This window comes from uncultured Kordia sp. (genome assembly GCF_947496985.1).
Classification (GTDB): domain Bacteria; phylum Bacteroidota; class Bacteroidia; order Flavobacteriales; family Flavobacteriaceae; genus Kordia.
Genome location: NZ_CANMEZ010000003.1, coordinates 61232 through 86838, shown reverse-complemented (window position 1 = coordinate 86838; position 25607 = coordinate 61232). Strand labels below are relative to the sequence as shown.

Below are 25607 nucleotides of genomic sequence, written 5' to 3'. Positions count from 1 at the left end.
TTTTTTAAAAGTGATAACGTTTAAAAGCTTCAATAGCAGCATAATCTGCTAAGCCTAAATCATTGTATTTTTTTGCCGTAAGTCTGTTTCTATCTTCAGCTCTTACCCAAAATTCTCTAGAATCTCCACCTTGAAACATTACACCATCTTTTTGTGATTGATGATAAAATATTGCATGACGTTTTTTTAGTATTTGATCTGGACTCATGGGTACTGCCATTTCTATTTCATACGATTCCCATTCGTGCCAAGCACCACGATATAACCAAACCCAGCAATCATCCATGTAATCATTTGTTTTTAGTTCTTCTAGCGCTATAAATAGTGAATCTAAACATACTTTATGCGTTCCATGCGGATCGGCTAAATCTCCTGCAGCATATATTTGATGTGGTTTTATTTCATCAATTATATCTTTCATAATTTGAATGTCAACAGGTGAAAGGTTTCCTTTTTTAATGGTTCCCGTTTCATAAAATGGAAGGTTTAAAAAATGTACATTTTCATCTTTTAAGCCTACATATCTTGTAGCAGCAAGTGATTCACTTTTTCGAATAGCTCCTTTTAGTTTTCTTACATCTAACGAGTCTATCAGATCATTATCTTTTTTATTTTTTAAAAAGTTAATAATCCCGTTTACACTTAATGAACTAGGTTCTAAACTTTTAGTGATTTCTGCAAATTTTAGTGCTTCTTCATCTGATACTGCAATATTTCCTGAAGTTTGGTAAGCAACATGAACATCATGTCCTTGTTCTACCAATCGATCAAATGTTCCGCCCATAGAAATTACGTCATCATCTGGATGTGGACTAAAAATGATGATTCTTTTTTTGGCAGGAAATGCACGTTCAGGTCTATTAGAATCGTCAGCATTTGGTTTTCCTCCCGGCCAACCAGTAATGGTATGTTGTAGTTTATTGAACATTTTGATGTTCATATCATACGCAGAACCTTCTTCTGTTAAAAGCCCAGACATTCCATTATCGTTATAATCTTTGTCTGTTAGTTTTAGAAAAGGTTTTTCAAGCAATTCGCTTAGCCAAACAACAGCTTTGAGTTTTAAATCTTCTGTCCAAACACATGAAGTTACTAACCAAGGTGTTTTTACACGTGTTAATTCGGCAGAAGCTTCTTTGTCTAGAATAAATGTTGTGTTTTGATGTTGTTGTAAGTATGTTGCAGGAACATTAGCGCTTATTTGGCCTTCTATTGTTTCTTTTACAATGTCACTTTTGTTAATTCCCCAAGCTAATAGGATAATTCTTTTGGCGCTTAGTACAGTTCCAATCCCCATAGTTATTGCCTTTCTTGGAACATTGTCAATCCCTAAAAAAGAAGGTGCGGCATCTACACGTGTTATATGATCTAGTGTAATGATGCGTGTACCAGAATTTAAATGTGAACCTGGTTCGTTGAATCCGATATGTCCTGTTCTACCAATTCCCAGCAATTGAAAATCTAATCCGCCAACATCTTTAATTTTTAATTCATAATCAATACAATATTGATATATATCTTCGGCACTTACTTTTCCATTTGGGATATTAACATTTTCAGGTAAGATATCTACATGATTAAAAAGGTGTTCGTGCATAAAGTAATAATAGCTTTGAATATTACTTTTATCCATTGGATAATATTCGTCAAGGTTAAATGTGATTACATTTGCAAAACTTAAGCCTTCTTCTTTGTGCATTCGCACTAGTTCTTCATATACTTTTATTGGTGAAGAACCTGTAGCCAACCCTAAAACACATGGTTTATTTAAGAGTTCTTTTTCTCTGATCAAAGAAGCAATTTCTTGCGCAACAAGAATAGATGCTTCATTTGAAGTTTCAAAAATAACATTGTGTATTTTTTCGAAACGTGTTTCTTCAAACTTTCCCGCTTTGGTATACGAAATGTTTTTATAATTTTCGAAATCTACTTCCATTAGTATAGCCTTTCTTTTTTTTTGAAATTAACGTGTAGGGTTATACAACGAGAACCGAAGTTCTCGTTGTAATAAACTAATTAAACATGAAATATATGAGAGCGTTACTTTAAAAATTTGGTCCGCCAGTATCCCACCATAAACGTGTTCCACCATTATCAGGACCATTTAAAAGTCCCACTGCGGTTTGTACATTTGCACTATTAGTATTTAGTTCATTTTGAACAAAATTGATTCTTCTGATTTGAATATTTGTATCTATGGTTCCACCACTATTATTTACAACAACTGGGAAAATTCTTGGGTATCCTGTTCTTCTAAATTCACTCCAAGCTTCTTGCCCATCAGGAAACATTGCAATCCATTTTTGAGTAATAATTTGTTCTAATTGTTCTTCATTAGTACCACCTGGATTATATGCTATCTTAACATCACTACCGTAAGGAATATCATTCACTGGAAATAGTGCATCTACAAAATCATTAGGAGTACTTGTATTGTCAGCTAAATAATCTGAAACACCAGAAGCACCGTGTTGTGTAAATGAAGCCGTTACACCAGCCTCATAGTTTGCTTGTGCGCTTCCTGCACCAGCCCAACCTCTTAATGCTGCTTCAGCTTTTAAGAAATGAACTTCAGATGCAGTCATCCAAGTAATAGTTTCGCCATCTATAACGCTTCCTATAGAAGCATGATCAAGGTATTGTGCTTTTGATTCAATATCTATTCCCATTCGAATTCCTTTGTAATCACCAGCTAAGGATGCATCAGCAGAAGGATTGAAATATGTTTCTATTCTTCCATCATTATATCCTGTTAAAATAGATTCCATTTCTGCTCCCATTCTGATATCTCCCCAAGAACCGCTAATAACAGTAATAGGATGTGGGAAACCAGTATTGACAACCATGTCTTCTGTTTCTAATAATCCTGCATTACTAGCCAAAGATAATTCTCCTTGTGTTTTTGCTAATGCTGGATTTACTTTCGAAATACGCATTGCTATTCGCAAACGCATACTATTCGCAAATTGTCTCCATTTTGCAATATCACCAGCTAGTGTAGATTTGTCAAAAGGAACAAATTGAACATCACCGATATAAGCTTCTAATCCATCAATAGCAGCTCCTAAGTCATCAAAGAATGCTTGATACGCTACTTCTTGAGAATCATATTCTCCCGTTGTTGCAAAATCGTCAAATTTAGTATAACGTATTGGTCCATAAATATCAGACACACGATGCATTGCTGTAACTTTTATAATGTTTGCTAAGTGTACAAATTTTATAGCATTAGCATCTCCTGATAATTCTACAGCATTTTTAATGTTTAAGGTTTGCGGCATCACATTTTCATAAGCATCTGACCAAGGAAAACCATTCCATCCATCTACTAATGCATACGTCATGTTGTTTACATTTCCAGCAAAAGGTGTTGGTGGTGTCATATAACCAGAGTATACATCTCCTATAAGACCTTGTTGTAATTGATAGTTCCATGCCGGAGTTGCATTAAACACATTTAAAAACATAGGCTGAAATTCGTTTCCTACGTTATTGTTCATTTGGGTTAAACTTTCTTCAGTTATCCCATTTGGATCTGTATTGATGTCTTGAAAGTCATCAGTACAATTTGATAAACTCATTACCGCTAAAAAAGCTAGTGAGTATTTTATAAATATTTTCTTCATTTTCTTAGAAATTTACATTAACGTTTAAACCTATGCTTCTTGTTGAAGGTTGACCATATATATCAACACCTTGTAATCCTATTCCAGTACTTGAAGCAATATTTGGATCAAATGGAGCATCTTTGTATATAAAGAAAAGGTTGTTTGCAATTACAGATAGGTTTATAGATTCAATGAAATCATTCTTTACAGGCAATCTATAACTTAAAGATAATTCTCTTAAATTAATATTTGTTGCATCGTATACATATTCTCCTAATAGTCCTGCTCTACCTCCTGTTTTTGTATAATAATCTTGTGCTGTCATTTGAAGTGCATTTCCATTAGTGTCAACTACGTTTATCATACCTCCATTATTGTTTCTTGCATCAGCAGAAGCTTGTGATACTCCGTAAAAATCATTTACAGCTTCTGTAACACTTACTACATCTCCACCAAACTTACCATCGATTAAGAAGTTTAATGTGAAATCCTTGTATGTAAAAGTGTTGCTCCATCCTAATGTAAAATCTGGTTGTGCATGTGCAATAGTTTCAAATTCAGTAGCCTCAATTGTTAAGTTACCACTACCATCATCAGTAACTACAGGTAAACCATTAGCATTTCTAACTACTGAGCGACCACGAATACTACCAAAGTCTTCTCCTTCAATTAAAGAATATCCATATCCATTTACTCCAGGACCAGTAATGATAGCTTCTCCATTATCAAGTGATGGATGCACTGATACTACTTTGTTTTTGTTTGAAGCATAATTTAAGGTTGTATTCCAATTAAAATTATCACTTACGTATGGTTTTGCATTAATGACTAATTCAACACCTTTATTCGTAATCTTACCAGCATTTACTATATTTTGTGTATATCCTTGAATATTTGGTTGTGCAGCAATAAAGAATATTTGATTTTCTGTAGTAGAACTATAGTATGTGAAATCTACTCCTAATCTGTTTCCTAAAAATCTCCACTCCGTACCAATTTCAAAAGATTTTTGATTTTCTGGTTCAAGTGTTTCACCTTCTCTAGGAGCAAATGTTGCTTGATCAGCAGATCCTGTATTACTAATAGTTCTTAAAGGAACTGTTGCATACGCTGGAATATCTTTACCAACTTCTGCATAGGAAGCTCTAATTTTTGCAAAAGAAATAGATTCTGGCATTTCAAACATATTTGATAAAATACCAGTTACACCAACTGAAGGATAAAAGAAAGAACTTGATGCCGTATTTACTAATGTTGAAGACCAGTCTGTTCTTCCTGTTACATCTACGTATACCATGTCTTTATATCCTAGATTAGCTGTTCCAAAAATAGATTGTACTTCTCTATTGGTTACACTTTGCGATATGTTATTCGTTTGTACAAAGTTTGCAATCGTAAATTCATTTGGAAATCTTAACCCACCATTTGTTCCTGAGTCTAACGTTACTCTATCACCGATAGAATATTTAGTAAGACTTGTTCCGAAAGTCACTCCAAAATCAAAATCTTCTGAAAACTTCTTCGTATAGTTAGCAATTAAATCAACATATTGCTGTGTGTTTTCTGTTTTTTCAAGAATATATCTTCCTGTGTCTGGAACAAAAGTTAAATCACTACCTGCATACAATCTTTTATCGAATGTAAAGAATGATTTATCAAAACTTCCTCTAGATTGTAATGAGAAATTATCATTTATTTGATATTTAATACTCACACTAGCTAACACTCTTTGTGCAATATCTTTACTAGGGTTACGATGAATTAACCAATATGGGTTTTGCTGAATATTCTCATCAAATGAAGTCGCATATTGATCCATCATGTTGGTAGCTGTGTTGAAATATTCAAATTGATTTTTGTAGTTGTTTAAATCAACTCCTACTGGATTTAAATATAAACCTGTTAAAGGGTTTGAGTATAATCCGTTAGTTGGTCTATTCCAAATTCTTTGATCAGATAAGTTAATATTAGCTGAAACCTGAATTTTATCATCTAAGAAACTTGCCGTTTCACGTAAGTTAAGTACGTTTCTGTTAAATCTATTTCCAGGCATTACGCCACTAGCATTTGTATTTGCAAATGAAAAATACGTTTGCGCCTTTTTGTTTCCTGCGCTTAAGGATATAGATTGTATAGAAGTGATTCCTGTATCAAAAAAGTCATCAACAGTATTTGAAAGTCCACCAGTTCTTGCTCCCCAAGATTTAGGGTCGGTAACTCTACCATTTTCTGCTATTGGTTGCCCTACAGATAATGATTGATATTCTGTTTGCAATTCTGGTAATGAAATAACATTATCAACAGTTAGTGTTGAGCTAAAATTTACTTTAACCTTTCCATCTTTTCCTGTTTTTGTAGTAATAAGGATAACACCATTAGCTCCTTGACTACCATATAAGGCAGCTGCTGAAGCTCCTTTTAATATCGAAATACTTTCTACGTCATCCGGATTTATTAATGAAGTAATATCTCCTCCATCTCTATTTCCTGTTTGACTTCCAAAGATATCACCTCCAGGCTGTGCTCCGTTACCATTGTTTAGCATTGGAACTCCATCAATTACATATAAAGGATCGTTATTTGTTGTAGAAGAATTACCTCTTAATACAACTTTAGTAGATCCTCCTACACCTGAAGAACTTCTCGAAATGGTTAATCCTGCTGATTTTCCCGATAAGCTATTAATAGGATTTGTTTGTTTAACTCTCGTTAAATCATCTCCTTTTACATCTTGAGCAGCGTACGTAAGAGTTTTTCTCTCTTTTTTAATACCAAGAGCTGTTACAATAACTGCATCTAATGCCTCTAGATTATCTTCAAGTTGAACGTTTATGACATTTGAATCTCCTACTGTTACTTGTTTAGTAGTCATTCCTATAAATGAAAATGTCAATACATCTCCAGGAGACGCTTTGATAGAATAATTTCCATCGAAATCTGTTTGTGCTCCTTTTGTGGTTCCTTCTACTGATATATTTACACTAGGAATAGGTAGATTATCTGTTTTTGAAGTTACTGTACCTTTAATTTCTCGTTCCTGAGCAAAAGAGTTTTGCGCGAATAATAGGAAAAAAGAAAACAAAAATAACACTCGTAAATTTTGTTTCATAATGTTGGTTATTTACAATTTTATGATACCAAAGTATTTCAATCAAAATTTATTTGGAAAAAAAATATATAAACAACATTATTTTACACACAGACGACAATGAACTGAAGACTAACGATTTTTTAAAAATAAAGAATAATCAATTTTATTGTTAATTAATTATTATATCGTTAAAATTGCTATATAAAACTAAGTAATTTTTTATTAAAAACTTTTAGAAACGTGCTTAAATCTATTCTTAAAGAAGGTTCAAATCATACCATACCTCGAAAATATCACATTGCTTTCTGGGTAGGATACTTCATGCTTAACTTTATTAGATGGGGAAGCTATTATCAGGATTATTGGTATTCCTTTAAATCAAACTTACTAACCGTTTCTATTGGAGCAGTATTAGTATATGTTAATATCTACTTTTTGTTTCCTAAGTTCATTTTAAATAAAAAGTATGCGAGTTATATAGTGTACTTTTTTCTAACGCTTAGTATTTTTTATGTGGTACGAACCGAGTTGATTTATGCACTAATTAACGAAAATGTTTGGCCCGAATCTGACACACCACAGAAAGCGTATTCTTTTAATCATATTATCGTTGTATTCATGATTGGGATTTATGATGTGGCACTTGTTACTATGTTAAAGTTGACTTCTGATTGGATTTTTGAGCGAAAAAGAACAGAACGATTAAAAGAAGTTCAAATGAGAACAGAGTTGAACCTTTTAAAATCTCAAATCCAACCACACTTTTTCTTTAATACTTTGAATAGTTTATACGCTTTGGCTATTGACAAATCAGAAGATACTCCTAGAGTAATTTTGAAGTTATCAGATATGATGCAATATGCTTTGTACGAAGTAAAAGGCACAAAAGTAGGTTTGCTAAAAGAAATAAATCATATCAATAATTACATCGATATAGAAAAAATGCGATTTAACGATCGGATAGAATCTGATATGAATATCACAGGAAATATAGATGATGTTGAAATTCCTCCATTATTATTCTTATCATTTGTAGAAAACTGTTTTAAGCATGGCTTAAAAGGAGTTGATAAAATCAATATTAATATCTGTTTTGAAATTACCAAAGACAATTATTTAGAATTTAAGCTCGCAAATAACTTTAATTCCAACGATACGGATCAAGAAAAAAATCATGGTATTGGAATTATGAATTCTAAAAGAAGGTTAACGTTGTTGTATGACAATGATTTTGTTTTAAACACTAAGATACAAGATAACACATATAATTTATTTTTAAAGATCCCAGTATTATGAAAATTAAGTGCGTTATAATAGATGATGAACACTTGGCGATTCAGGTGATAGAAAATCATTTAAAGAGTTTTGACCATGTTGAAATCGTAGCCACCTTTAACAATCCGCTAAAGGCATATCCTGTTTTAGAACAGGAAAAAATAGATGTGATTTTTTTAGATATTAATATGCCTCAAATGACTGGTTTTAAGTTTATAGAAAACTTGAGTTATAAACCATTAATCATTATTACTACTGCGTATCGTGAGTATGCTGTAAAAAGCTTCGAACTAAATGTATTAGATTATTTAGTGAAGCCAATTCCATTTGATAGGTTTCTCAAAACAATTAATAAAATATATCAACAAGTGTACATGAACAATGCTACTACAGATGTAGGGTTGCAACAGGAACCACATATTTTTTTAAAGGTTAACAAGAAGTTAGTAAAAGTCAATTTCAGTGATATTCTATTTATAGAAAGCCTTAAAGATTATATCAAAGTCAATACTACACTTGGCGATTATGTTGTTCATAAATCACTTTCAGCAATTACTGAAGAATTACCACAATCGAGTTTCTTAAGAATACATCGATCTTATACAATTTCCATTAATAAAATAAGCGCTTTAGAAGGCAATACTGTTGAAATTTTAAACAAGAAAATTCCAATAGGTAGAAACTATCTTAAAATTACCAAACAACGTATTTTCAACATTAATGATGATACTAAAAATTAATTAACTACTAACTTATTAGAATGTCAACAACTAACGATACATTAAAAAAATCTACTCTAGTTCCAATCATAATAATTGCAGGCTTATTCTTTATTTTTGGCTTTGTAACCTGGATTAATGGAGCATTGATTCCTTATATGAAAACCATTAATGAGTTAACCGATACACAGTCATATTTGGTTGCTTCTGCCTCTTACATTTCATTTGTTGTGATGGCTTTACCAGCTTCTTATATTATAAAAAAGATAGGATTTAAAAGTGGAATGTCACTTGGGTTAATAGTCATGGCAGTTGGAGCTTTGATTTTTGTTCCTGCTGCTGGCGCAAGAACATACTGGATGTTTTTAGTTGCTATTTTTATTCAAGGTATTGGAATGACTTTATTACAAACAGCTTCCAATCCATATATAACTATTTTAGGACCTATAGAAAGTGGTGCTAAACGAATTGCTATTATGGGAATAGCCAATAAAGTAGCTGGTGCATTAGGTTCTGTTATTTTTGGAGCTATTTTACTAACTGGAATCGATGATGTAAAAGAAAAATTAACCACAATTAGTGAAGTTGAAAAAGATCAACTATTAAATTCTACAGCGGATAGCGTCGTAATGCCTTATATCATTATGGCAATTGTGTTGGTTGTATTAGGTATCTTAATTAGAAAAGCGCCATTACCACATGTAGAAGCAGCTCCTATTGAAGCCCCTAAAGATGGCGAAAAATCTAAAACAAGTATCTTTCAATTTCCACATTTATGGTTAGGTGTTTTAGCATTATTTGTGTATGTTGGAGTTGAAGTGATTGCTGGTGATACAATTATTGCCTATGGTATTGCCTTAGACATACCTACTGAACAGGCTAAATTCTTTACACTATTGACGCTTATGGCTATGGTATTTACCTATGCACTAGGAGTCTTCTTAATTCCAAAATATATAAGTCAAGCATTTGCTTTAAAAGCCAGTGCCGTTTTAGGTATTGTATTATCATTTGCTATTGTGTTTACGAGCGGATTTACTTCTGTTCTATTTGTTGCTGCTTTAGGGTTTGCCAATGCTTTAGTATGGCCAGCTGTTTGGCCTTTAGCCTTAACAGGATTAGGAAAATTTACAAAAACTGCCTCTGCATTATTGATCATGGGAATTTCTGGTGGAGCCATTCTTCCACTTTTATACGGAGTGCTAGTTGATAACAAAAAAGAACACCTTACTTCTAGTGGAATAAATGAAATATCAGCCACAGCAGAAGCCGCATCACATGGATATTGGATACTACTTCCATGTTATATAATCATTCTATACTATGCCTTCTTTGGACATAAAGTAGGTCTTAAAAAATCTTAATTTCCTACTATAATGAAGAAAGAGAGAATAGTTTCAGTTGATATTTTAAGAGGTGTTACCATTGTGGCAATGATTCTAGTAAATACACCTGGAACATGGTCTAATGTATATGCTCCTCTGCTACATGCAGAGTGGCATGGTTTGACACCAACGGACCTAATTTTCCCTTTCTTTTTATTTATTGTTGGAATTTCTATTGCATTCGCCTATAAAAACAAACCAAAAACGTTTTTGACATACAATAAGATTTTCATTAGAAGTTTAAAACTTATTGCATTAGGATTATTTCTCAACCTGTTTTTACCTTATTTTCCATTCATTACTGATATAGAAACTATGCGAATACCAGGCGTTTTACAACGGATTGGAATCGTGTTTTGTATTTCAGCAATGCTATATCTTCATTGTAATTGGAAAGTTATCATAGGGCTATCAATAACTACATTACTCATCTATTGGGCTTTTCTAGGTTTTTTCCCTTTTCCCGATGGAACACTACCAACTTTTGATAGAGCACCAAATAATTGGGTTAATTATGTCGATTTAAATATTTTAGGAAAGCACATGTGGAAGCCCGATTATGATCCAGAAGGTATCTTAAGCACAATTCCTTCTATTATAACATGTTTATTCGGAATACTAATCGGTAAAGTATTGATGAGTTATCAAAACAGAAAAGAAATTACACTTTTTATAATAGCGATTGGTTTACTCTTAATTGGATATATTTTCAGTTATTGGTTTCCTATAAACAAAGCTCTTTGGAGTAGTAGTTTTGTATTAGTTACAAGTGGTTGGGCAGTTTTAATTTTATCAATAATTTATTTCATTACAGATGTATTGCGTGTAAAATTTGGTGCAATCTTTACATATGTTGGCATCAATGCAATTACCATATACTTTTTATCAAGTTTCATCTCAAAATTCTTTTATTTAACTAAAGTTGGAGAAAACGAAAACATACATTCATACTTGTATAATAACATATTTGTACATTCTTTTCTCAGTGCCGAAATGTCTTCTTTACTATATGCGCTAGTTGTAGTGTTATTTTATATCCTTCTTGGATATATTTTATTCAAAAGAAAAATTATTATTAAAGTTTGATTACTAATAAGATGGCAAAACAAACTGTTAAATACATAATTAAAGTTTTAAAGTATTTAAAAGAGTTGGCAGAAGAGGATTTAAAATCTATAAGTCCTAATGATTATTTGGTAATTAAAAGTAGGATAAAATATTTTGCAGATGTTGCTGTAAGGCTTGATAATTTTAATGAAAAGGAAAAACAGTAAAAAATGGAAAGAACTTTGTAGTGATTTTATGGATGTTGAAGAAGAAACTGATTTTGGTATTGTAAAATAGAAAGTTGAATAACTCTTACTAAACAACTAAATTTATTTGAAAAACTACTCAGCATCTTTATTAACAATAGCCAATAAATTCTCTAAATCTTCTTTGGAATAAATACGGTATATTTCATCTTAATACTCAACAAAGCCATTGAGTAATGAATTTCACTTTGTAGGTTTAAATAGTTGTCTAATATCTACATTTAGAACTTCAGCAATCTTAACAAGAGTATCAAACTTAGGTTTTGTTTTTCCAGACTTAAATGCACTCGCAGATACACAAACTTCAACAGGTCGCTTTTATGAAAATCTGAATTTGTTATTTAGCAAGTATGATAATGATCAACGACGCGGTAAAACCATTACAGGAATGCGTCATCGTTTGCTAAACGGTTATTGGATGGGAACAGCTCCAATTGGTTATAAAAATGCTAGAAACGAAAAGAACATACCTATTATTGTTCAAAGTGATAAAGCGCATTTGGTTAGAAAAGCGTTTGAGTGGAAAGCAAACGAAAACTTATCGAATGCTGAGATTGCAAAACGATTAGAAACGTATGGACTAAAGATATATCGCCAACGATTGACAGATGTATTTCGTAATGTGGTGTATTGTGGATTGATCTCTCATAGTTTATTAGACGATCAAGTCGTGGATGGAAAACACAAACCGATTGTATCAAGAGCATTATTTTTAAAAGTACATGGAATCCAAGAAGCAAAAAATAATAAACCAAAACAGAATAATAAGGCAAATGAAAACTTACCATTAAAAGTATTTACAAAATGTGAAGCTTGTAAAAGTCCACTAACAGGTTATTTAGTGAAAAAGAAAGATATCTATTATTATAAATGTAAAACTGTTGGTTGCTCATGTAATAAAAATGCAAATGATTTACATGATAAGTTTATTGATATATTAAATAGCTATCAAATAGATGAAAAATTAATAGCGCCAATGAAAATACAATTAAAATATACATTTGAATATTTCAATACTTCAAATGAAGACAATATAGCGCGTTTAAAGTACAGTTTGAAAGGTATTGAGGAAAACATCAATAAGATCGAAGAACGCTTTGTAATCGGAGAAATTGATGGGAACTTATATCAAAAATTCTCAAAGAAATTCAATGATGAAAAAGAGGGAATCCTACAAGAAATTCAAAAAAATAGTTTAGATAGTTCGAACCTTGAAACTTACATTTAAACTCGATAGATTTGCTTTGTAACTTACACAATATATGGATATTAGGGAATTACAATTAAAAGCAAAAGTTTCAAAAACTCATGTTCCCCGATGGAATCACGTATGATAGAAAAAAAGATGTAGTTCGAACCACTAGAGCAAATTCAATATTTGAATTAACATGTTCGCTATCAATAAGTTTCAACAAAAATAAAAGCGGACAAAAAAACAAAAATGTTAATTTGTCCGCTCCTGTGATCGCGACAGGATTCGAACCTGTGACCGTCTGCTTAGAAGGCAGATGCTCTATCCAGCTGAGCTACGCGACCATTGCTCTTTTGTATTTCGATTGTCGGGGTGGCAGGATTCGAACCTGCGACCTCCGCGTCCCAAACGCGGCGCGATAACCGGGCTACGCTACACCCCGATAGTGTAACATTTATAATGTAATTTATCTCAAGTAAAATTGAGAAACTACGTGCCGAAATACTAATATTATTCAAAAAAATGCGGAGAGACTGGGATTCGAACCCAGGCAACCCGAAGGTTGACAGCTTAGCAGGCTGCTGCATTACCACTCTGCCACCTCTCCAATATTCTTTATGAATTAAGAACTTACGCAATCCTTAAATTGCGGTTGCAAATGTAACAGTTCATTTCATATCAAACAACTATTTACGCGTTTTTTTAGTCTTTTTTTTGATATTTTTTTACAATATTTTAATTTTCAACAAACTATCGTTTATTCTGGATATTCAATTCGTAAATGATAGATGTTGTTTAACTTCTTTTTTAGCACTTTTTTGATGGTTACAATTTCCTTCAACGTAATGTCCGCATTCATGAATTGCATTTCATCCATTTGCTTGTCAATGATACGTTCTACAAATTGATCTATTTTTTGTGATGTTGGTTCTTTTAAACTTTTCGAAGCAGCTTCAACCGAATCCGCCATCATCAATATCGCTGTTTCTTTTGAAAATGGAATTGGTCCTGGATATTGAAATTTTTCAATAGAAACATCTTCGTTGAGTTCTTTTGCTTTCTGATAGAAATAATAGACCGTAGACGTTCCATGATGCGTTCGAATGAAATCTATAATACGATCTGGTAGTTTATTACTTTTTGCAATTTCTATACCATCCAACACATGATCAATAATCATCGTAGCACTTTCATCTGGTGCTAATTCATCATGTGGGTTTACAGAAGTTGCCTGATTTTCTATAAAGAATGTCGGATTGTTCATTTTTCCAATATCATGATACAACGCACCTACTCTAACCAACATTGTGTTTGCGCCTATTTCACTTGCTGCAGCTTCCGCCAGATTAGCTACTTGTAATGAATGATGAAAAGTCCCAGGTGCTTCGTTAGCAAGTCGCTTCAAGAGTTTTGAGTTTGTATCCGACAATTCTAACAAAGATACATCTGACACCAGTCCAAAAATCTTTTCATATATATAAATTAGCGGTTGCACAAAAAGTGTTGCCAATCCACATAACATAAATTGCATAAAGTAAATCCATGTTACATGTACATTGCCCAATTCATTTTTACTAAATACTTCGGTAAATTTTATTCCACCTTCATGCGTGATATAAAATGCAAAATACGCTACGATATAAATTAATGTGATCTGACCGACAGAAATGAAGAGATTCGCTCGCTTATACAACTCAGAAACCGTTAAAATGGTAACTATCCCCGCAATAATTTGTAAAAAGATATATTCTGAACTATTTGGCACTATAAATCCTAAAAGCAATACTGTTAATACATGTGCAAATAACCCTAAACGTGCATCAAAAAATGCTTTTAAAATTAGTGGCAAAATACATAATGGCACCACATACACATAATTTGCATTGTATTTTACAACCAACGTAGTCAACACAATCATGAACACAATATTCATAAAAATGAATGTTACTTTATTATTATTTTCGTAGATATCTGGACGATATTTTCGAATGAATAACAATAGCATTAATAACGCTAAAGCCACTAATATTGTATATCCGAAGACAATCCAATTGTAATTTGATTCATTCCAAACCTGCGATTCGTATTCTTTCTTCAATGAATTTAACTGCGCCAATTTTTCTCCTTCTACCACTTCTCCTTTGGCAATTATCCGGATACCTTCTTGGATGTTTCCTAGTGTGGGCGCAATTGTATTTAACTGATCTGCCAATACACTATTGGTAATTTCTGAATTAATGGATACATTCGGATCTAAAACATCAAAAAACAAGCCATACAACTGTGTTTCATAGTTTTCTAACAATTCGCGTCGTACAAATTCAGTAATGTAATTTTGAAGATTATTTAATTTGATAAATCGATTGTAGCTAACATTTCGCTCTACATTATCTTGTGTTAATACAACTAACTTGTCTATTTTGGAATCATCAGCAGTCTCAATCACACCATTTCTATAAAAATTAGATAATAACCGATTTGCTTTTGTTTTTAAGATAGAAAATGCTTGTGATTCTACTATACTATCATTTGTAAAAAGCTCGTTAAATTCTTCATTAAAATCTTTTTTAACACGCTCTACAACATTGGTATCGTAGTAGTAATATGTTTTTGCGTTTGCGATAATATCAGCTCTATCTGCTTCTATATCTTCAGGGCTTTTCATGATAGGAAAATCAAAAGGAGCAATAAGTGTTTCATACTGCCAAGGTTTCCCTTTTTGAAACTCATATTGAAACTTTCCTCCTTTCGGAAAAAGATATACAACCAAAAAAGTAGTTAAGACATATAAAAAGATTTTATAGACAAAAGATTGGTTCTTATATAACTTATTGATGATCTGCTTCATTAAACGAATATATGGTAATATTCAAAAGTAATAAAATTAAGCAAGTCTTATTATCGCTTAAATTTATAATTTATACGGATATCTTCTAAAAAATAATTAAATTCGCAGCAATTAAACGTTAAGCAAATATCATGAGTAAAGAAGTTGTCATTGTAGCAGCTGCAAGAACTCCAATCGGAAGTTTTTTAGGCGCTTTATCCACTATACCAGCTCCAAAGTTAGGAGCAACTGCCATAAAAGGTGCTTTGGCACAGATAAACTTGGCTCCAGAACATGTTGAAGAAGTAATTATGGGGAATGTTGTACAAGCTGGAACAGGGCAAGCTCCTGCAAGACAAGCTGCAATTTTTGCTGGAATTCCAGATACAGTTCCATGTACTACAATTAATAAAGTATGTGCTTCAGGAATGAAAGCTGTAATGCAAGCTTCGCAAGCAATCGCTTTAGGTGATGCTGATATTATAGTTGCTGGAGGAATGGAGAACATGAGTTTAATTCCACATTACTACCATGCAAGAAAAGCTACAAAGTTTGGACCTGCAAAGATGGAAGACGGAATGCAGAAAGATGGTTTGGTTGATGTGTATGATAATGTAGCTATGGGAGTTTGTGCAGATGCTTGTGCAACTGAATATAGTTTTTCTAGAGAAGATCAAGATGCTTTTGCTATTCAATCATATGAACGTTCAGCAAAAGCTTGGGCAGAAGGAAAATTTGCAAATGAAGTTGTTCCTGTTGAAGTACCTCAACGACGTGGAGAACCAGTTATTGTAAGTGAAGATGAAGAATACAAGAATGTAAAAATGGAAAAAATTCCAGCATTACGTCCTGCATTCACAAAAGAAGGTACTGTAACTGCTGCCAACGCTTCTACGATTAATGATGGTGCTGGAGCAATGGTATTAATGAGTGCGGAAAAAGCTGCTGAATTAGGTTTAAAACCTTTGGCTACTATAAAAAGTTATGCAGATGCTGCACACGAACCAAAATGGTTTACAACTGCGCCTGCAAAAGCACTTCCAAAAGCATTGGCAAAAGCTAATATTAGTATTGATGATGTAGAGTATTTCGAATTTAATGAAGCATTTTCAGTAGTTGGATTGGCTAACATGAAAATTTTAGGTTTATCAGACGATAAAGTAAATGTAAATGGTGGAGCAGTTTCTTTAGGACATCCATTAGGTTGCTCAGGAGTTCGTATCTTGATTACTTTGTTAAATGTTTTAGAACAAAATAATGCTAAGTTAGGAGCTGCAGCTATCTGTAATGGTGGTGGTGGTGCTTCTGCATTAGTTTTAGAAAGAGCTTAATATTTTCAACTTAAAAATCATCCGAATTTAATACATGCAATACGGAATTTGCAATCTGAGTATTGTTCCGCTTCGTGCTGAACCAAGTGATATGAGTGAACTTGTATCACAAGTGTTGTATGGAGAACATTTTAAAGTGTTGGAACAACGAAAAAAATGGAGTCGCATTCGCATTGCATATGATAAATATGAAGGTTGGATTGATAATAAGCAGTATTTAGAAGTTTCTGAAGAAATTTACAAAGAGAAAGATAAAGAAGAATTGAAATTGTCTTCCGATTTGGTCGAATTTATTACAGATGAAAAACATTTGATGCCAATTCCTATTGGTGCCGTTTTGAATCCTTTGTCACTATTAGCACATCAATATGATGGAAGCATTGTTACAGGAATACTTCCGAAGGAAAATATCATAAAGACTTCATACATGTATTTAGGTGCTCCTTATTTATGGGGCGGAAAAACACCTTTCGGGATTGATTGTTCAGGCTTTACACAAATGGTGTATAAGTTGAATGGATATAAGCTTTTACGTGATGCTTCACAGCAAGCAACACAAGGTGAAGCACTAAGTTTTATTGAAGAAAGCGAACCTGGTGATTTGGCTTTTTTCGATAATGAAGAAGGAAATATAATTCATGTTGGCATCATTATGGAGGATAATTATATCATTCATGCACATGGAAAAGTTCGTATTGATCGTATTGATCATTCAGGAATTTTTAATGTAGAAACCAATCGTCACACACATCGATTACGTGTAATTAAGAAGATTATTTAAATAATATATTTTTAATTTTAGATATAAAAAAACCTCGTTAATTACTTAACGAGGTTTTTTATTCGATTATATATTTATTACCAATTATTTTTTTCTATAATTTCAGATACATACTTCAATTCTTTTTCCCACAAATCGCTTGATCCCATTTGTTCGCGAAATTGCAAAATTCCACTTTTAACATTTACAACAGCATCTTTATACCAAGGGAATTCTTGAGTTGTTGAGATTAATTTCGCCATTCCTTTTAGACTTTCTTTATTTTTTAATAACCAAAAAGCGTGCTGACTTCTAAAGAATGGACAATGATAAAACTCTTCCGCTGCTTTGTCCCAAGTAGCTTCATCTGTTTCTTCATTTGATAGCAATCCAACTGCATAAACAGGCGAATTCAAAATATCATTGTTATAGTCAATTATCTCAACAATGTTGATTTCACCTTTATCCCAATCTTTTAATTTACTCGTACTTAAAATCGTTTCATATATTTCATGTGCCTTATCGTGTTGATTTGTCATATGCAAAGAGTCAGCCAAAGCAATCTGTGCTTTTTTATTTTCCTCATTTAACTGTATCGCTTTTTGAGCTAATTCAATACTTTTATCATAATTAGATAAGAAGAAATGGCACTTTGATAAAGAAGCCAATACTTTGTCATCGTTAAAATCTTCTTCCGTGATATACTTTTCACTAAACATGAGCGCTTTTTCAGGATATCTATCTATGACAAACCTTTCTATAATTTGATCTTTTGGTATTTTGCTTAAATATATTTCATCTAACGCAGAAAAAATGACGCTTCTTTTATCCCAAACAGATTGAATCGTTTTCCATTCGTTATACGTTTCTTCAAACGCAAATGAAGGTGGTATTACATTTCCTTTTTTATCCTTAAACTTATATTCAACGCGACCTTCAGTAACTCCAATATATCGTTTTAGTGCATCGTCAAAATCTGCAGTAAATTCTTTGTCTTCTATTATTCTCTTTCTTCCAAATAAGTTTCCAAACATGTGTTTTCTTTTATACTATTACTTCCTGAATTCATCTTGACTTTTAATGTTTAACCAAAAATGAGCTCGAGATTAAAACTACACTATATCATTTTCTATAACAAATATTTTAAACTGATTTTTAACACTTACGAGCATTTTATATTTTAAAAAAATAGCTACTTAAAACAAAAAAACCTCGCGAATTGCGAGGTTTTTTAAATATGTTATAGTTTATAAGACTATTGTCCTAATTCAACTAATTTAGCTTTTACAGCTTTCATTTTATCATCTTCTCCTAAGAAAGAATATAAACCTTTTAATTGCTTTAAGATTTGCACGTTGTCAGGAATTTTAATAGAAAGCGCTTCTAATACTTTTAACGATTCTCTGTAAAGCTCAGTTTGCTTCGCTTGTAATTCGTCAAACTTTTTATTGTCTGCAGAAGAATTTCCTAATTGGTTCATTTTATCCACTACATCAGCAGCTTCATCAATATACGTTTTTGACAAGTTGATTCCTGCATTTGTGTACCCTGGATCAATTTTCAATACTCTAATATATGCTTTTCTTGCTTCTTCTACTTCACCATTTTCAGCACTAATTACACCAATATTATAGTGTGAATCTGCGTCATTAGGGTTTTTAGTAATAATTTCTTGCATAATTTCTTTAAACTTGTCTTTTTTACCTTGATCATAATAGATTTTTCCTTTTGCCAATAATAAAGACGCATCATTAGGATTTGCAGCAATTGCTTCATCCACAGCTACTAATGCTTTTTCATTATCTCCAATATGGTTTGAGTAAATCCAAGAAATGTTTTTGATGATTTCTGGTAATCTAGATTTTGTTTCTTCTTGAGTTGCATCTTTGTGCGTTCCTCCTCTAACAGAAAAATCTCTTACCGTTTTTTCTGGAAAAGATTCTTTTTTTCCTGTAGACACATTAATTGCGTAATACTGAGTTTTCACACCTGTATAATTCAAATCTTTTAATTCTTCATAATACTTTAATGCATCGTCAAAGTTTTTACCGGTAATTGAATTAGAAGCTGCAAAATATAAGTAATCTTTGTTTGACGTATCCATTTTATATGTCATGTACAAGATATCAGCTGCTTTCTTATAATCTTTAGCTTTCTGAGCAGTAATTGCGTTATCAACCAATTTACTTACCATTTCTTGCATTAATGGTTTTGTTTCTTGGGTATACTTAAATTTCTTTTGTTCTTTTTCGAATTCAAGTAATTTTTTAAAATTATCGCTTGCTGTTTTATAGGAATTCTCAGCGTCCATTCCTTTTTTTGCTAACTCAAAATATGTTTTTCCTTTTAGGAAATAATATTGAGCTTTATATTTTGCGTCAGCGCCATCAATCATAGACTCAACACTAGTGATAGCTGTTTTAGCCTCAACAGTGTTTCCTTTTTTTAATGCTTTCTCAGCGGCTCTTAATTCTTTCTTTTGTGCAAAAGTAAATGCGGTAATTAATAATGCTGCGAAAATTGAAATTGTCTTCTTCATTTTTCTAATGTTTAAATAATTTGAGAGTTTTGTTATTATTATTCTTGTGTTTCGTTGTCACTATCATTGTTAGTATCAACAGCCGTGCCATCTTCTGAAACTTCAGTGTTTTCAAGGCCTTCGATATCATCAACTTGATCCTCGTCTTCATTCTTCACTTTGGCTACTGCAGCAATTGAATCTTTTCCTTTGATATTAATCAATCGAACTCCTTGCGTTGCGCGCCCCATAACTCTTAAATCTGAAACTGCCATACGAATTGCAATTCCTGATTTGTTGATAATCATTAAACCATCTTCATCAGTTACATTTTTAATAGCAACTAACTCTCCTGTTTTATCTGTTACAGAAATCGTTTTTACTCCTTTTCCTCCACGATTCGTAATTCTGTAATCTTCTAAACTAGATCTTTTTCCATATCCATTTTCAGAAACTACCAAGATATTACTTTCCATGTCGTTTACAGCAACCATTCCTACTACTTCATCACTTTCACTAGCAAGTCTAATTCCTCTAACTCCAGAAGCATTTCTTCCCATTGGACGCGTTTTCTCTTCTTCAAATCGGATAGCTTTACCTGATTTTACAGCTAACATTACCTGACTATTTCCAGTAGTTAATTTTGCTTCTAGTAATTCATCTCCATCTTTAATTGTAATCGCATTAATTCCATTAGTACGTGGACGCGAGTATTGCTCTAAAGGAGTCTTTTTAACCTGACCTTTTTTAGTAGCCATAATCACAAAGTGATTATTGATATACTCTTCGTCTTTTAAGTTTTGTGTACAGATGAATGCTTTTACTTTATCGTCTTTCTCAATATTAATTAAGTTCTGAATCGCTCTTCCTTTAGAAGCTTTACTTCCTTCTGGAATTTCATACACACGCATCCAGAAACATTTTCCTTTTTGCGTAAAGAACAACATATATTGATGATTGGTTCCTACGAAAAGATGCTCTAGGAAATCTTCATTTCTAGTTGCACTTCCTTTTTGACCAACTCCTCCTCTGTTTTGTCGCTTGTATTCTGTTAACGAAGTACGTTTGATATATCCTGCATGCGAAATTGTAATTACTACTTTTTCATCAGGAATTAAATCTTCAATACTTACATCACCACCAGCATATTCAATTAATGAACGTCTCTCATCTCCATATTTATCTTTAATAACATCAAGTTCTTCTTTGATGATGTTCATTCTTCTTGACTTGTTAGCCAAAATATCACGATAATCTTCAATACTTTTCATGATATCATCGTATTCACCACGCAGTTTGTCTTGTTCCAGACCTGTCAACTGACGTAATCTCATTTCAACAATCGCCTTGGCTTGAATTTCTGTCAATTCAAAACGTTTGATTAAGTTATTACGAGCTGCTTCTGCATTTTCTGAACCACGTATAATAGCAATTACCTCATCAATATTGTCAGATGCTATAATTAAACCTTCTAAAATGTGCGCACGTTCTTCAGCCTTCTTAAGTTCATATTGTGTTCTACGCGTTACTACTTCATGTCTATGTTCAACAAAATGGTGAATCATATCTTTCAGATTCAACAATTGCGGACGTCCATGTACAAGTGCAATATTATTTACACTAAATGAAGATTGTAATGCTGTATACTTATATAATTTATTCAATACGATATTTGGAATTGCATCACGTTTTAAAATATAAACGATACGCATTCCTTTTCTATCAGATTCATCACGAATTGTAGAAATACCATCAATTTTTTTATCATTGATCAAGTCAGCAGTTTTCTTAATCATATCTGCTTTATTCACTTGATATGGAATTTCAGATACAATGATACATTCTCTACCTTGTACTTCTTCCATTACAGCTTTTCCGCGCATGACAACTTTTCCACGTCCTGTTTTAAACGCTTCACGAACACCATCATATCCATAGATAATACCTCCAGTTGGAAAATCGGGTGCTTTTACATGCTGAATTAGCTCATCAATTTCTATATCATTATTATCGATATACGCATGAATTCCATCAATAACTTCAGATAAGTTATGTGGAGGCATATTTGTTGCCATACCTACTGCAATACCTGATGCTCCATTGATTAATAAACCAGGAACTCTTGTTGGTAAAACTGTTGGTTCTTTTAACGTATCATCAAAGTTTAGAGAATGATCTACGGTATCTTTATCAATATCTGCCAACATGTCGTCAGATATTTTACGCATTCTTGCTTCCGTATAACGCATTGCTGCAGGACTATCTCCATCAATAGATCCGAAGTTACCTTGCCCATCTACAAGCATATAACGCAAACTCCATTCTTGCGCCATACGAACCATGGCGTCGTATACTGAGGTATCACCATGTGGGTGATACTTACCTAATACTTCTCCAACAATTCTTGCAGATTTCTTATGAGCTGAACTAGATCTTACACCGAGTTCATGCATTCCGAATAATACTCTACGATGTACTGGTTTCATACCATCTCTTACATCTGGAAGTGCACGTGACACAATGACTGACATCGAATAATCGATGTAAGCAGACTTCATCTCATCTTCAATATTAATAGGGATTAACTTTTCTCCTTCTGCCATGTATTTTATGTTTTAATATTTCGAGTTTTACAAATCGGGTCAATATACAACATTTACTAGTATTCAGCGAGGATTTAAAACAGCATTTTAACGTTTTTTTATTAACAATTTTTAATAAGTTTTTTTGATAATTTAATATTATAATTTTTGAATTCGCTGTTTTTTTTCGTCTATTAGCTTTGACAACCTTCCATGACGGAACAATTTTTGTATTATTCGTTCCGAAGTATTAATTTTAATGACGAAAGGAAACAAGATTTATGGATGATAATTTCTCCCCAAGAGTAAAAGATGTAATCGCCTACAGTAAAGAGGAAGCATTGCGTTTAGGCCATGATTTTATTGGTACTGAACATTTAATGCTTGGACTTCTCAGAGATGGCAATGGCAAAGCTATCAATATTTTAAATGCATTAGATGTCGATTTGACACACTTACGCAGAAAAGTAGAGATATTAAGTCCTGCAAATCCGAATGTAGCAGTAGCTCCAAACGAAAAGCGAAATTTACACTTAACTCGACAAGCCGAAAGAGCGCTAAAAACTACATTTTTAGAAGCAAAACTTTTTCAAAGTTCTTCTATCAATACCGCACACCTATTATTGTGCATTTTAAGAAATGAAAATGATCCTACTACAAAACTTTTAAATAAGTTAAAAGTGGATTATGATAACGTTAAAGAGCAATTTAAGTATATGATAACAAATGATGATGATTACATAGATTCTCCTCGTGCAGACTCACAGTTTGACGACAACGGTGGATCGCAAGAACCTTCTAAAGAAAATCCTTTTGGATCTTCTAACACTGGAGGAAAAGTAAATAAAAAATCAAAAACACCTGTATTAGATAATTTTGGACGCGATCTTACCGCTCTGGCGGAAGAAGGAAAACTAGATCCTGTTGTAGGACGTGAGAAAGAAATTGAACGTGTTTCACAAATTTTAAGCAGGCGTAAAAAGAATAATCCTATTCTAATTGGTGAACCTGGTGTTGGTAAATCTGCCATTGCTGAAGGATTAGCAAATAGAATTGTAAAGCGTAAAGTATCACGTATTCTTTTCAACAAACGTGTAGTTACGTTAGATTTGGCCAGTTTAGTTGCCGGAACTAAATACAGAGGTCAGTTTGAAGAGCGTATGAAAGCCGTGATGAATGAACTAGAAAAGAATGATGATATCATTCTTTTCATTGATGAAATTCACACAATTGTTGGTGCTGGTGGTGCTACAGGAAGTTTAGATGCCTCTAATATGTTTAAACCTGCCTTAGCAAGAGGTGAGCTACAATGTATTGGTGCAACAACATTAGATGAATACAGACAACATATTGAAAAAGATGGTGCTTTAGAAAGACGTTTCCAAAAAGTAGTGGTACAACCAACTACAGTTGATGAAACTATTGAGATTTTAGAAAACATCAAAGATAAATATGAAGAGCATCACAATGTAAGTTACACTCCAGAAGCTATTAAAGCCTGTGTTACATTAACAAATAGATACATGTCAGATCGTTTCCTTCCGGACAAAGCTATTGACGCATTGGATGAAGCAGGTTCTAGAGTACATATCACAAATATTGATGTTCCAAAACAAATTCTTGATTTAGAGCGTCAACTAGAAGAAGTACGTGAATTGAAGAATACTGTTGTTAAAAAACAGAAATATGAAGAAGCTGCTAAATTAAGAGATGATGAAAAGCGTCTCGAAAAAGAATTAGCAATTTCACAAGAAAAGTGGGAAGAAGAATCCAAACAACACAAAGAAACAGTTGATGAAGACAATGTTGCCGATGTAGTTTCTATGATGACTGGAATTCCTGTAAATAGAATTGCACAAACTGAAAGCAATAAACTAGCACAACTTCCTGAATTGATTAAAGGAAAAGTAATTGGTCAAGATGAAGCAGTTGGAAAAGTTGTAAAAGCTATTCAGCGTAACCGTGCTGGACTTAAAGACCCAAATAAGCCAATTGGTTCATTTATCTTTTTAGGACAAACAGGAGTTGGAAAAACACAGCTAGCAAAGGTGCTAGCGCGTGAGTTATTTGATTCTGAAGAAACACTCATCAGAATTGACATGAGTGAATACATGGAAAAATTTGCAATTTCTCGTTTAGTTGGCGCACCTCCAGGGTACGTTGGATATGAAGAAGGTGGACAATTAACCGAAAAGGTTCGTAGAAAACCTTACGCAGTTGTATTGCTTGATGAAGTTGAAAAAGCACATCCAGATGTCTTTAATATGCTGTTACAAGTATTAGACGATGGATACTTAACTGATAGTCTTGGAAGAAAAATTGATTTCAGAAACACGATTATCATTATGACATCAAATATTGGTGCACGTAAACTGAAAGATTTCGGAGCTGGAGTTGGTTTTGGTACAAATGCTAAAAAGACACAAGCAGACGATCATGCAAAAGGTGTCATTGAAAATGCATTGAAAAAAGCATTTGCCCCTGAATTCTTAAATAGAATTGACGATGTTGTTATCTTTAACGCACTTGAACGTGAACATATTCACAAAATTATTGATATCGAAATTGCAAAATTATATGCTAGAATTAAAGGTTTAGGATATGATTTATTATTAAGCGAAAAAGCCAAAGACTATATCGCTGATAAAGGTTTTGATAAACAATATGGAGCAAGACCTTTAAAAAGAGCAATTCAAAAGTATGTAGAAGATGCACTTGCCGAAGAAATAATTACATCTAAAATTCATGAAGGTGATAAAATTTTCATGGACTTAAATGAAAAAACTGATGAGTTAACTATTAAGATTGAAAAAGCAGAAAAGCCTGCTGAATCATAATAGCAATACTTTTTAAAAACAATAAAAAAATCCTGTTTTTCTAAAAAGCAGGATTTTTCTTTTTCCTTGTTTTCGTGTTCTTTACAGATAAAAATAGGGTGTTCATCTAAAATACTCTTAAAGTATCTTAAAATCAGTAGAATAATGCAAGCATCCAAGTAATTTAGTA

16 protein-coding genes, 3 tRNA genes and 1 pseudogene are annotated in these 25607 nt (G+C 32.8%); 9 read left to right on the top strand and 11 right to left on the bottom strand.

Going from position 1 to position 25607, the window contains the following annotated elements; translation table 11 throughout:
* Positions 1–4 precede the first annotated feature (4 nt).
* The 3 genes from nagB to Q0828_RS08770 all read right to left on the bottom strand — a co-directional run bounded on the left by nagB (position 5) and on the right by Q0828_RS08770 (position 6717).
* A complete protein-coding gene (nagB, locus tag Q0828_RS08780) occupies positions 5–1936 on the bottom strand; it encodes a glucosamine-6-phosphate deaminase (protein ID WP_298419682.1) in 1932 nt (643 codons plus the stop codon).
* 109 nt (positions 1937–2045) lie between these two features.
* Positions 2046–3626, bottom strand: a complete 1581-nt coding sequence (locus tag Q0828_RS08775; protein ID WP_298419680.1) for a RagB/SusD family nutrient uptake outer membrane protein — start codon at positions 3624–3626, stop codon at positions 2046–2048.
* A gap of 4 nt (positions 3627–3630) precedes the next feature.
* A complete protein-coding gene (locus Q0828_RS08770; RefSeq protein WP_298419678.1) occupies positions 3631–6717 on the bottom strand; it encodes a SusC/RagA family TonB-linked outer membrane protein in 3087 nt (1028 codons plus the stop codon).
* A 222-nt stretch (positions 6718–6939) separates the two neighbouring features.
* Between Q0828_RS08770 and Q0828_RS08765 the strand changes: the two genes are divergently transcribed.
* The 5 genes from Q0828_RS08765 to Q0828_RS08745 are packed head-to-tail and all read left to right on the top strand — an operon-like array spanning position 6940 to position 11352.
* Positions 6940–7995: a histidine kinase gene (locus Q0828_RS08765; protein WP_298419676.1), complete on the top strand. Its 1056-nt coding sequence runs from the start codon at positions 6940–6942 to the stop codon at positions 7993–7995.
* Positions 7992–8714: a LytTR family DNA-binding domain-containing protein gene (locus tag Q0828_RS08760; protein ID WP_298419674.1), complete on the top strand. Its 723-nt coding sequence runs from the start codon at positions 7992–7994 to the stop codon at positions 8712–8714. Before Q0828_RS08765 ends, Q0828_RS08760 begins: the two co-directional genes overlap by 4 nt.
* A 20-nt stretch (positions 8715–8734) precedes the next feature.
* Complete coding sequence (locus Q0828_RS08755; RefSeq protein ID WP_298419672.1) at positions 8735–10057, top strand: sugar MFS transporter; 1323 nt, start codon at positions 8735–8737, stop codon at positions 10055–10057.
* Between the two features lie 12 nt (positions 10058–10069).
* Positions 10070–11164 carry a DUF5009 domain-containing protein gene (locus Q0828_RS08750; protein ID WP_298419670.1) on the top strand — a complete coding sequence of 365 codons (1095 nt, stop codon included), beginning with the start codon at positions 10070–10072 and terminating at the stop codon, positions 11162–11164.
* Between the two features lie 11 nt (positions 11165–11175).
* Positions 11176–11352 carry a hypothetical protein gene (locus tag Q0828_RS08745; protein WP_298419668.1) on the top strand — a complete coding sequence of 59 codons (177 nt, stop codon included), beginning with the start codon at positions 11176–11178 and terminating at the stop codon, positions 11350–11352.
* Positions 11353–11574: 222 nt separating this feature from the next.
* On the opposite strand, the pseudogene Q0828_RS24520 reads toward Q0828_RS08745, so the two are convergent.
* A pseudogene (locus Q0828_RS24520) lies at positions 11575–11640 on the bottom strand (hypothetical protein); the annotation flags it as partial.
* Between the two features lie 139 nt (positions 11641–11779).
* Here Q0828_RS24520 and Q0828_RS08740 point away from each other — a divergent pair.
* Positions 11780–12619, top strand: coding sequence for a recombinase family protein (locus Q0828_RS08740; protein WP_366523582.1), 840 nt, complete (start codon positions 11780–11782; stop codon positions 12617–12619).
* A 234-nt stretch (positions 12620–12853) separates the two neighbouring features.
* Here the strand turns inward: Q0828_RS08740 and Q0828_RS08735 are convergent.
* The 4 genes from Q0828_RS08735 to Q0828_RS08720 form a co-directional block, all read right to left on the bottom strand.
* Positions 12854–12927: transfer RNA gene (locus Q0828_RS08735), tRNA-Arg, on the bottom strand.
* Positions 12928–12950: 23 nt separating this feature from the next.
* Positions 12951–13025 (bottom strand) — tRNA-Pro (locus tag Q0828_RS08730).
* An 83-nt stretch (positions 13026–13108) separates the two neighbouring features.
* Positions 13109–13190: transfer RNA gene (locus tag Q0828_RS08725), tRNA-Ser, on the bottom strand.
* Between the two features lie 150 nt (positions 13191–13340).
* Positions 13341–15431, bottom strand: a complete 2091-nt coding sequence (locus Q0828_RS08720) for an HDIG domain-containing metalloprotein (RefSeq protein WP_298419664.1) — start codon at positions 15429–15431, stop codon at positions 13341–13343.
* A 131-nt stretch (positions 15432–15562) separates the two neighbouring features.
* Between Q0828_RS08720 and Q0828_RS08715 the strand changes: the two genes are divergently transcribed.
* Together Q0828_RS08715 and Q0828_RS08710 are read left to right on the top strand one after the other, a co-directional pair.
* On the top strand, positions 15563–16741 hold the full coding sequence (locus tag Q0828_RS08715) for an acetyl-CoA C-acyltransferase (protein ID WP_298419662.1): 1179 nt from the start codon (positions 15563–15565) through the stop codon (positions 16739–16741).
* A 34-nt stretch (positions 16742–16775) separates the two neighbouring features.
* A complete protein-coding gene (locus Q0828_RS08710; RefSeq protein WP_298419661.1) occupies positions 16776–17522 on the top strand; it encodes a C40 family peptidase in 747 nt (248 codons plus the stop codon).
* A 77-nt stretch (positions 17523–17599) separates the two neighbouring features.
* Here the strand turns inward: Q0828_RS08710 and Q0828_RS08705 are convergent, their stop codons facing one another.
* The 3 genes from Q0828_RS08705 to gyrA all read right to left on the bottom strand — a co-directional run bounded on the left by Q0828_RS08705 (position 17600) and on the right by gyrA (position 22622).
* Entirely contained in the window at positions 17600–18535 is a 936-nt protein-coding gene (locus tag Q0828_RS08705; RefSeq protein ID WP_298419659.1) for a tetratricopeptide repeat protein, read from the bottom strand.
* Between the two features lie 221 nt (positions 18536–18756).
* Entirely contained in the window at positions 18757–20040 is a 1284-nt protein-coding gene (locus Q0828_RS08700; RefSeq protein ID WP_298419657.1) for a tetratricopeptide repeat protein, read from the bottom strand.
* Between the two features lie 38 nt (positions 20041–20078).
* Positions 20079–22622, bottom strand: coding sequence for a DNA gyrase subunit A (gene gyrA, locus Q0828_RS08695; RefSeq protein ID WP_298419655.1), 2544 nt, complete (start codon positions 22620–22622; stop codon positions 20079–20081).
* A gap of 260 nt (positions 22623–22882) precedes the next feature.
* Between gyrA and Q0828_RS08690 the strand changes: the two genes are divergently transcribed.
* Positions 22883–25438 carry an ATP-dependent Clp protease ATP-binding subunit gene (locus Q0828_RS08690; protein ID WP_298419653.1) on the top strand — a complete coding sequence of 852 codons (2556 nt, stop codon included), beginning with the start codon at positions 22883–22885 and terminating at the stop codon, positions 25436–25438.
* The last annotated feature ends 169 nt before the right edge of the window (positions 25439–25607 follow it).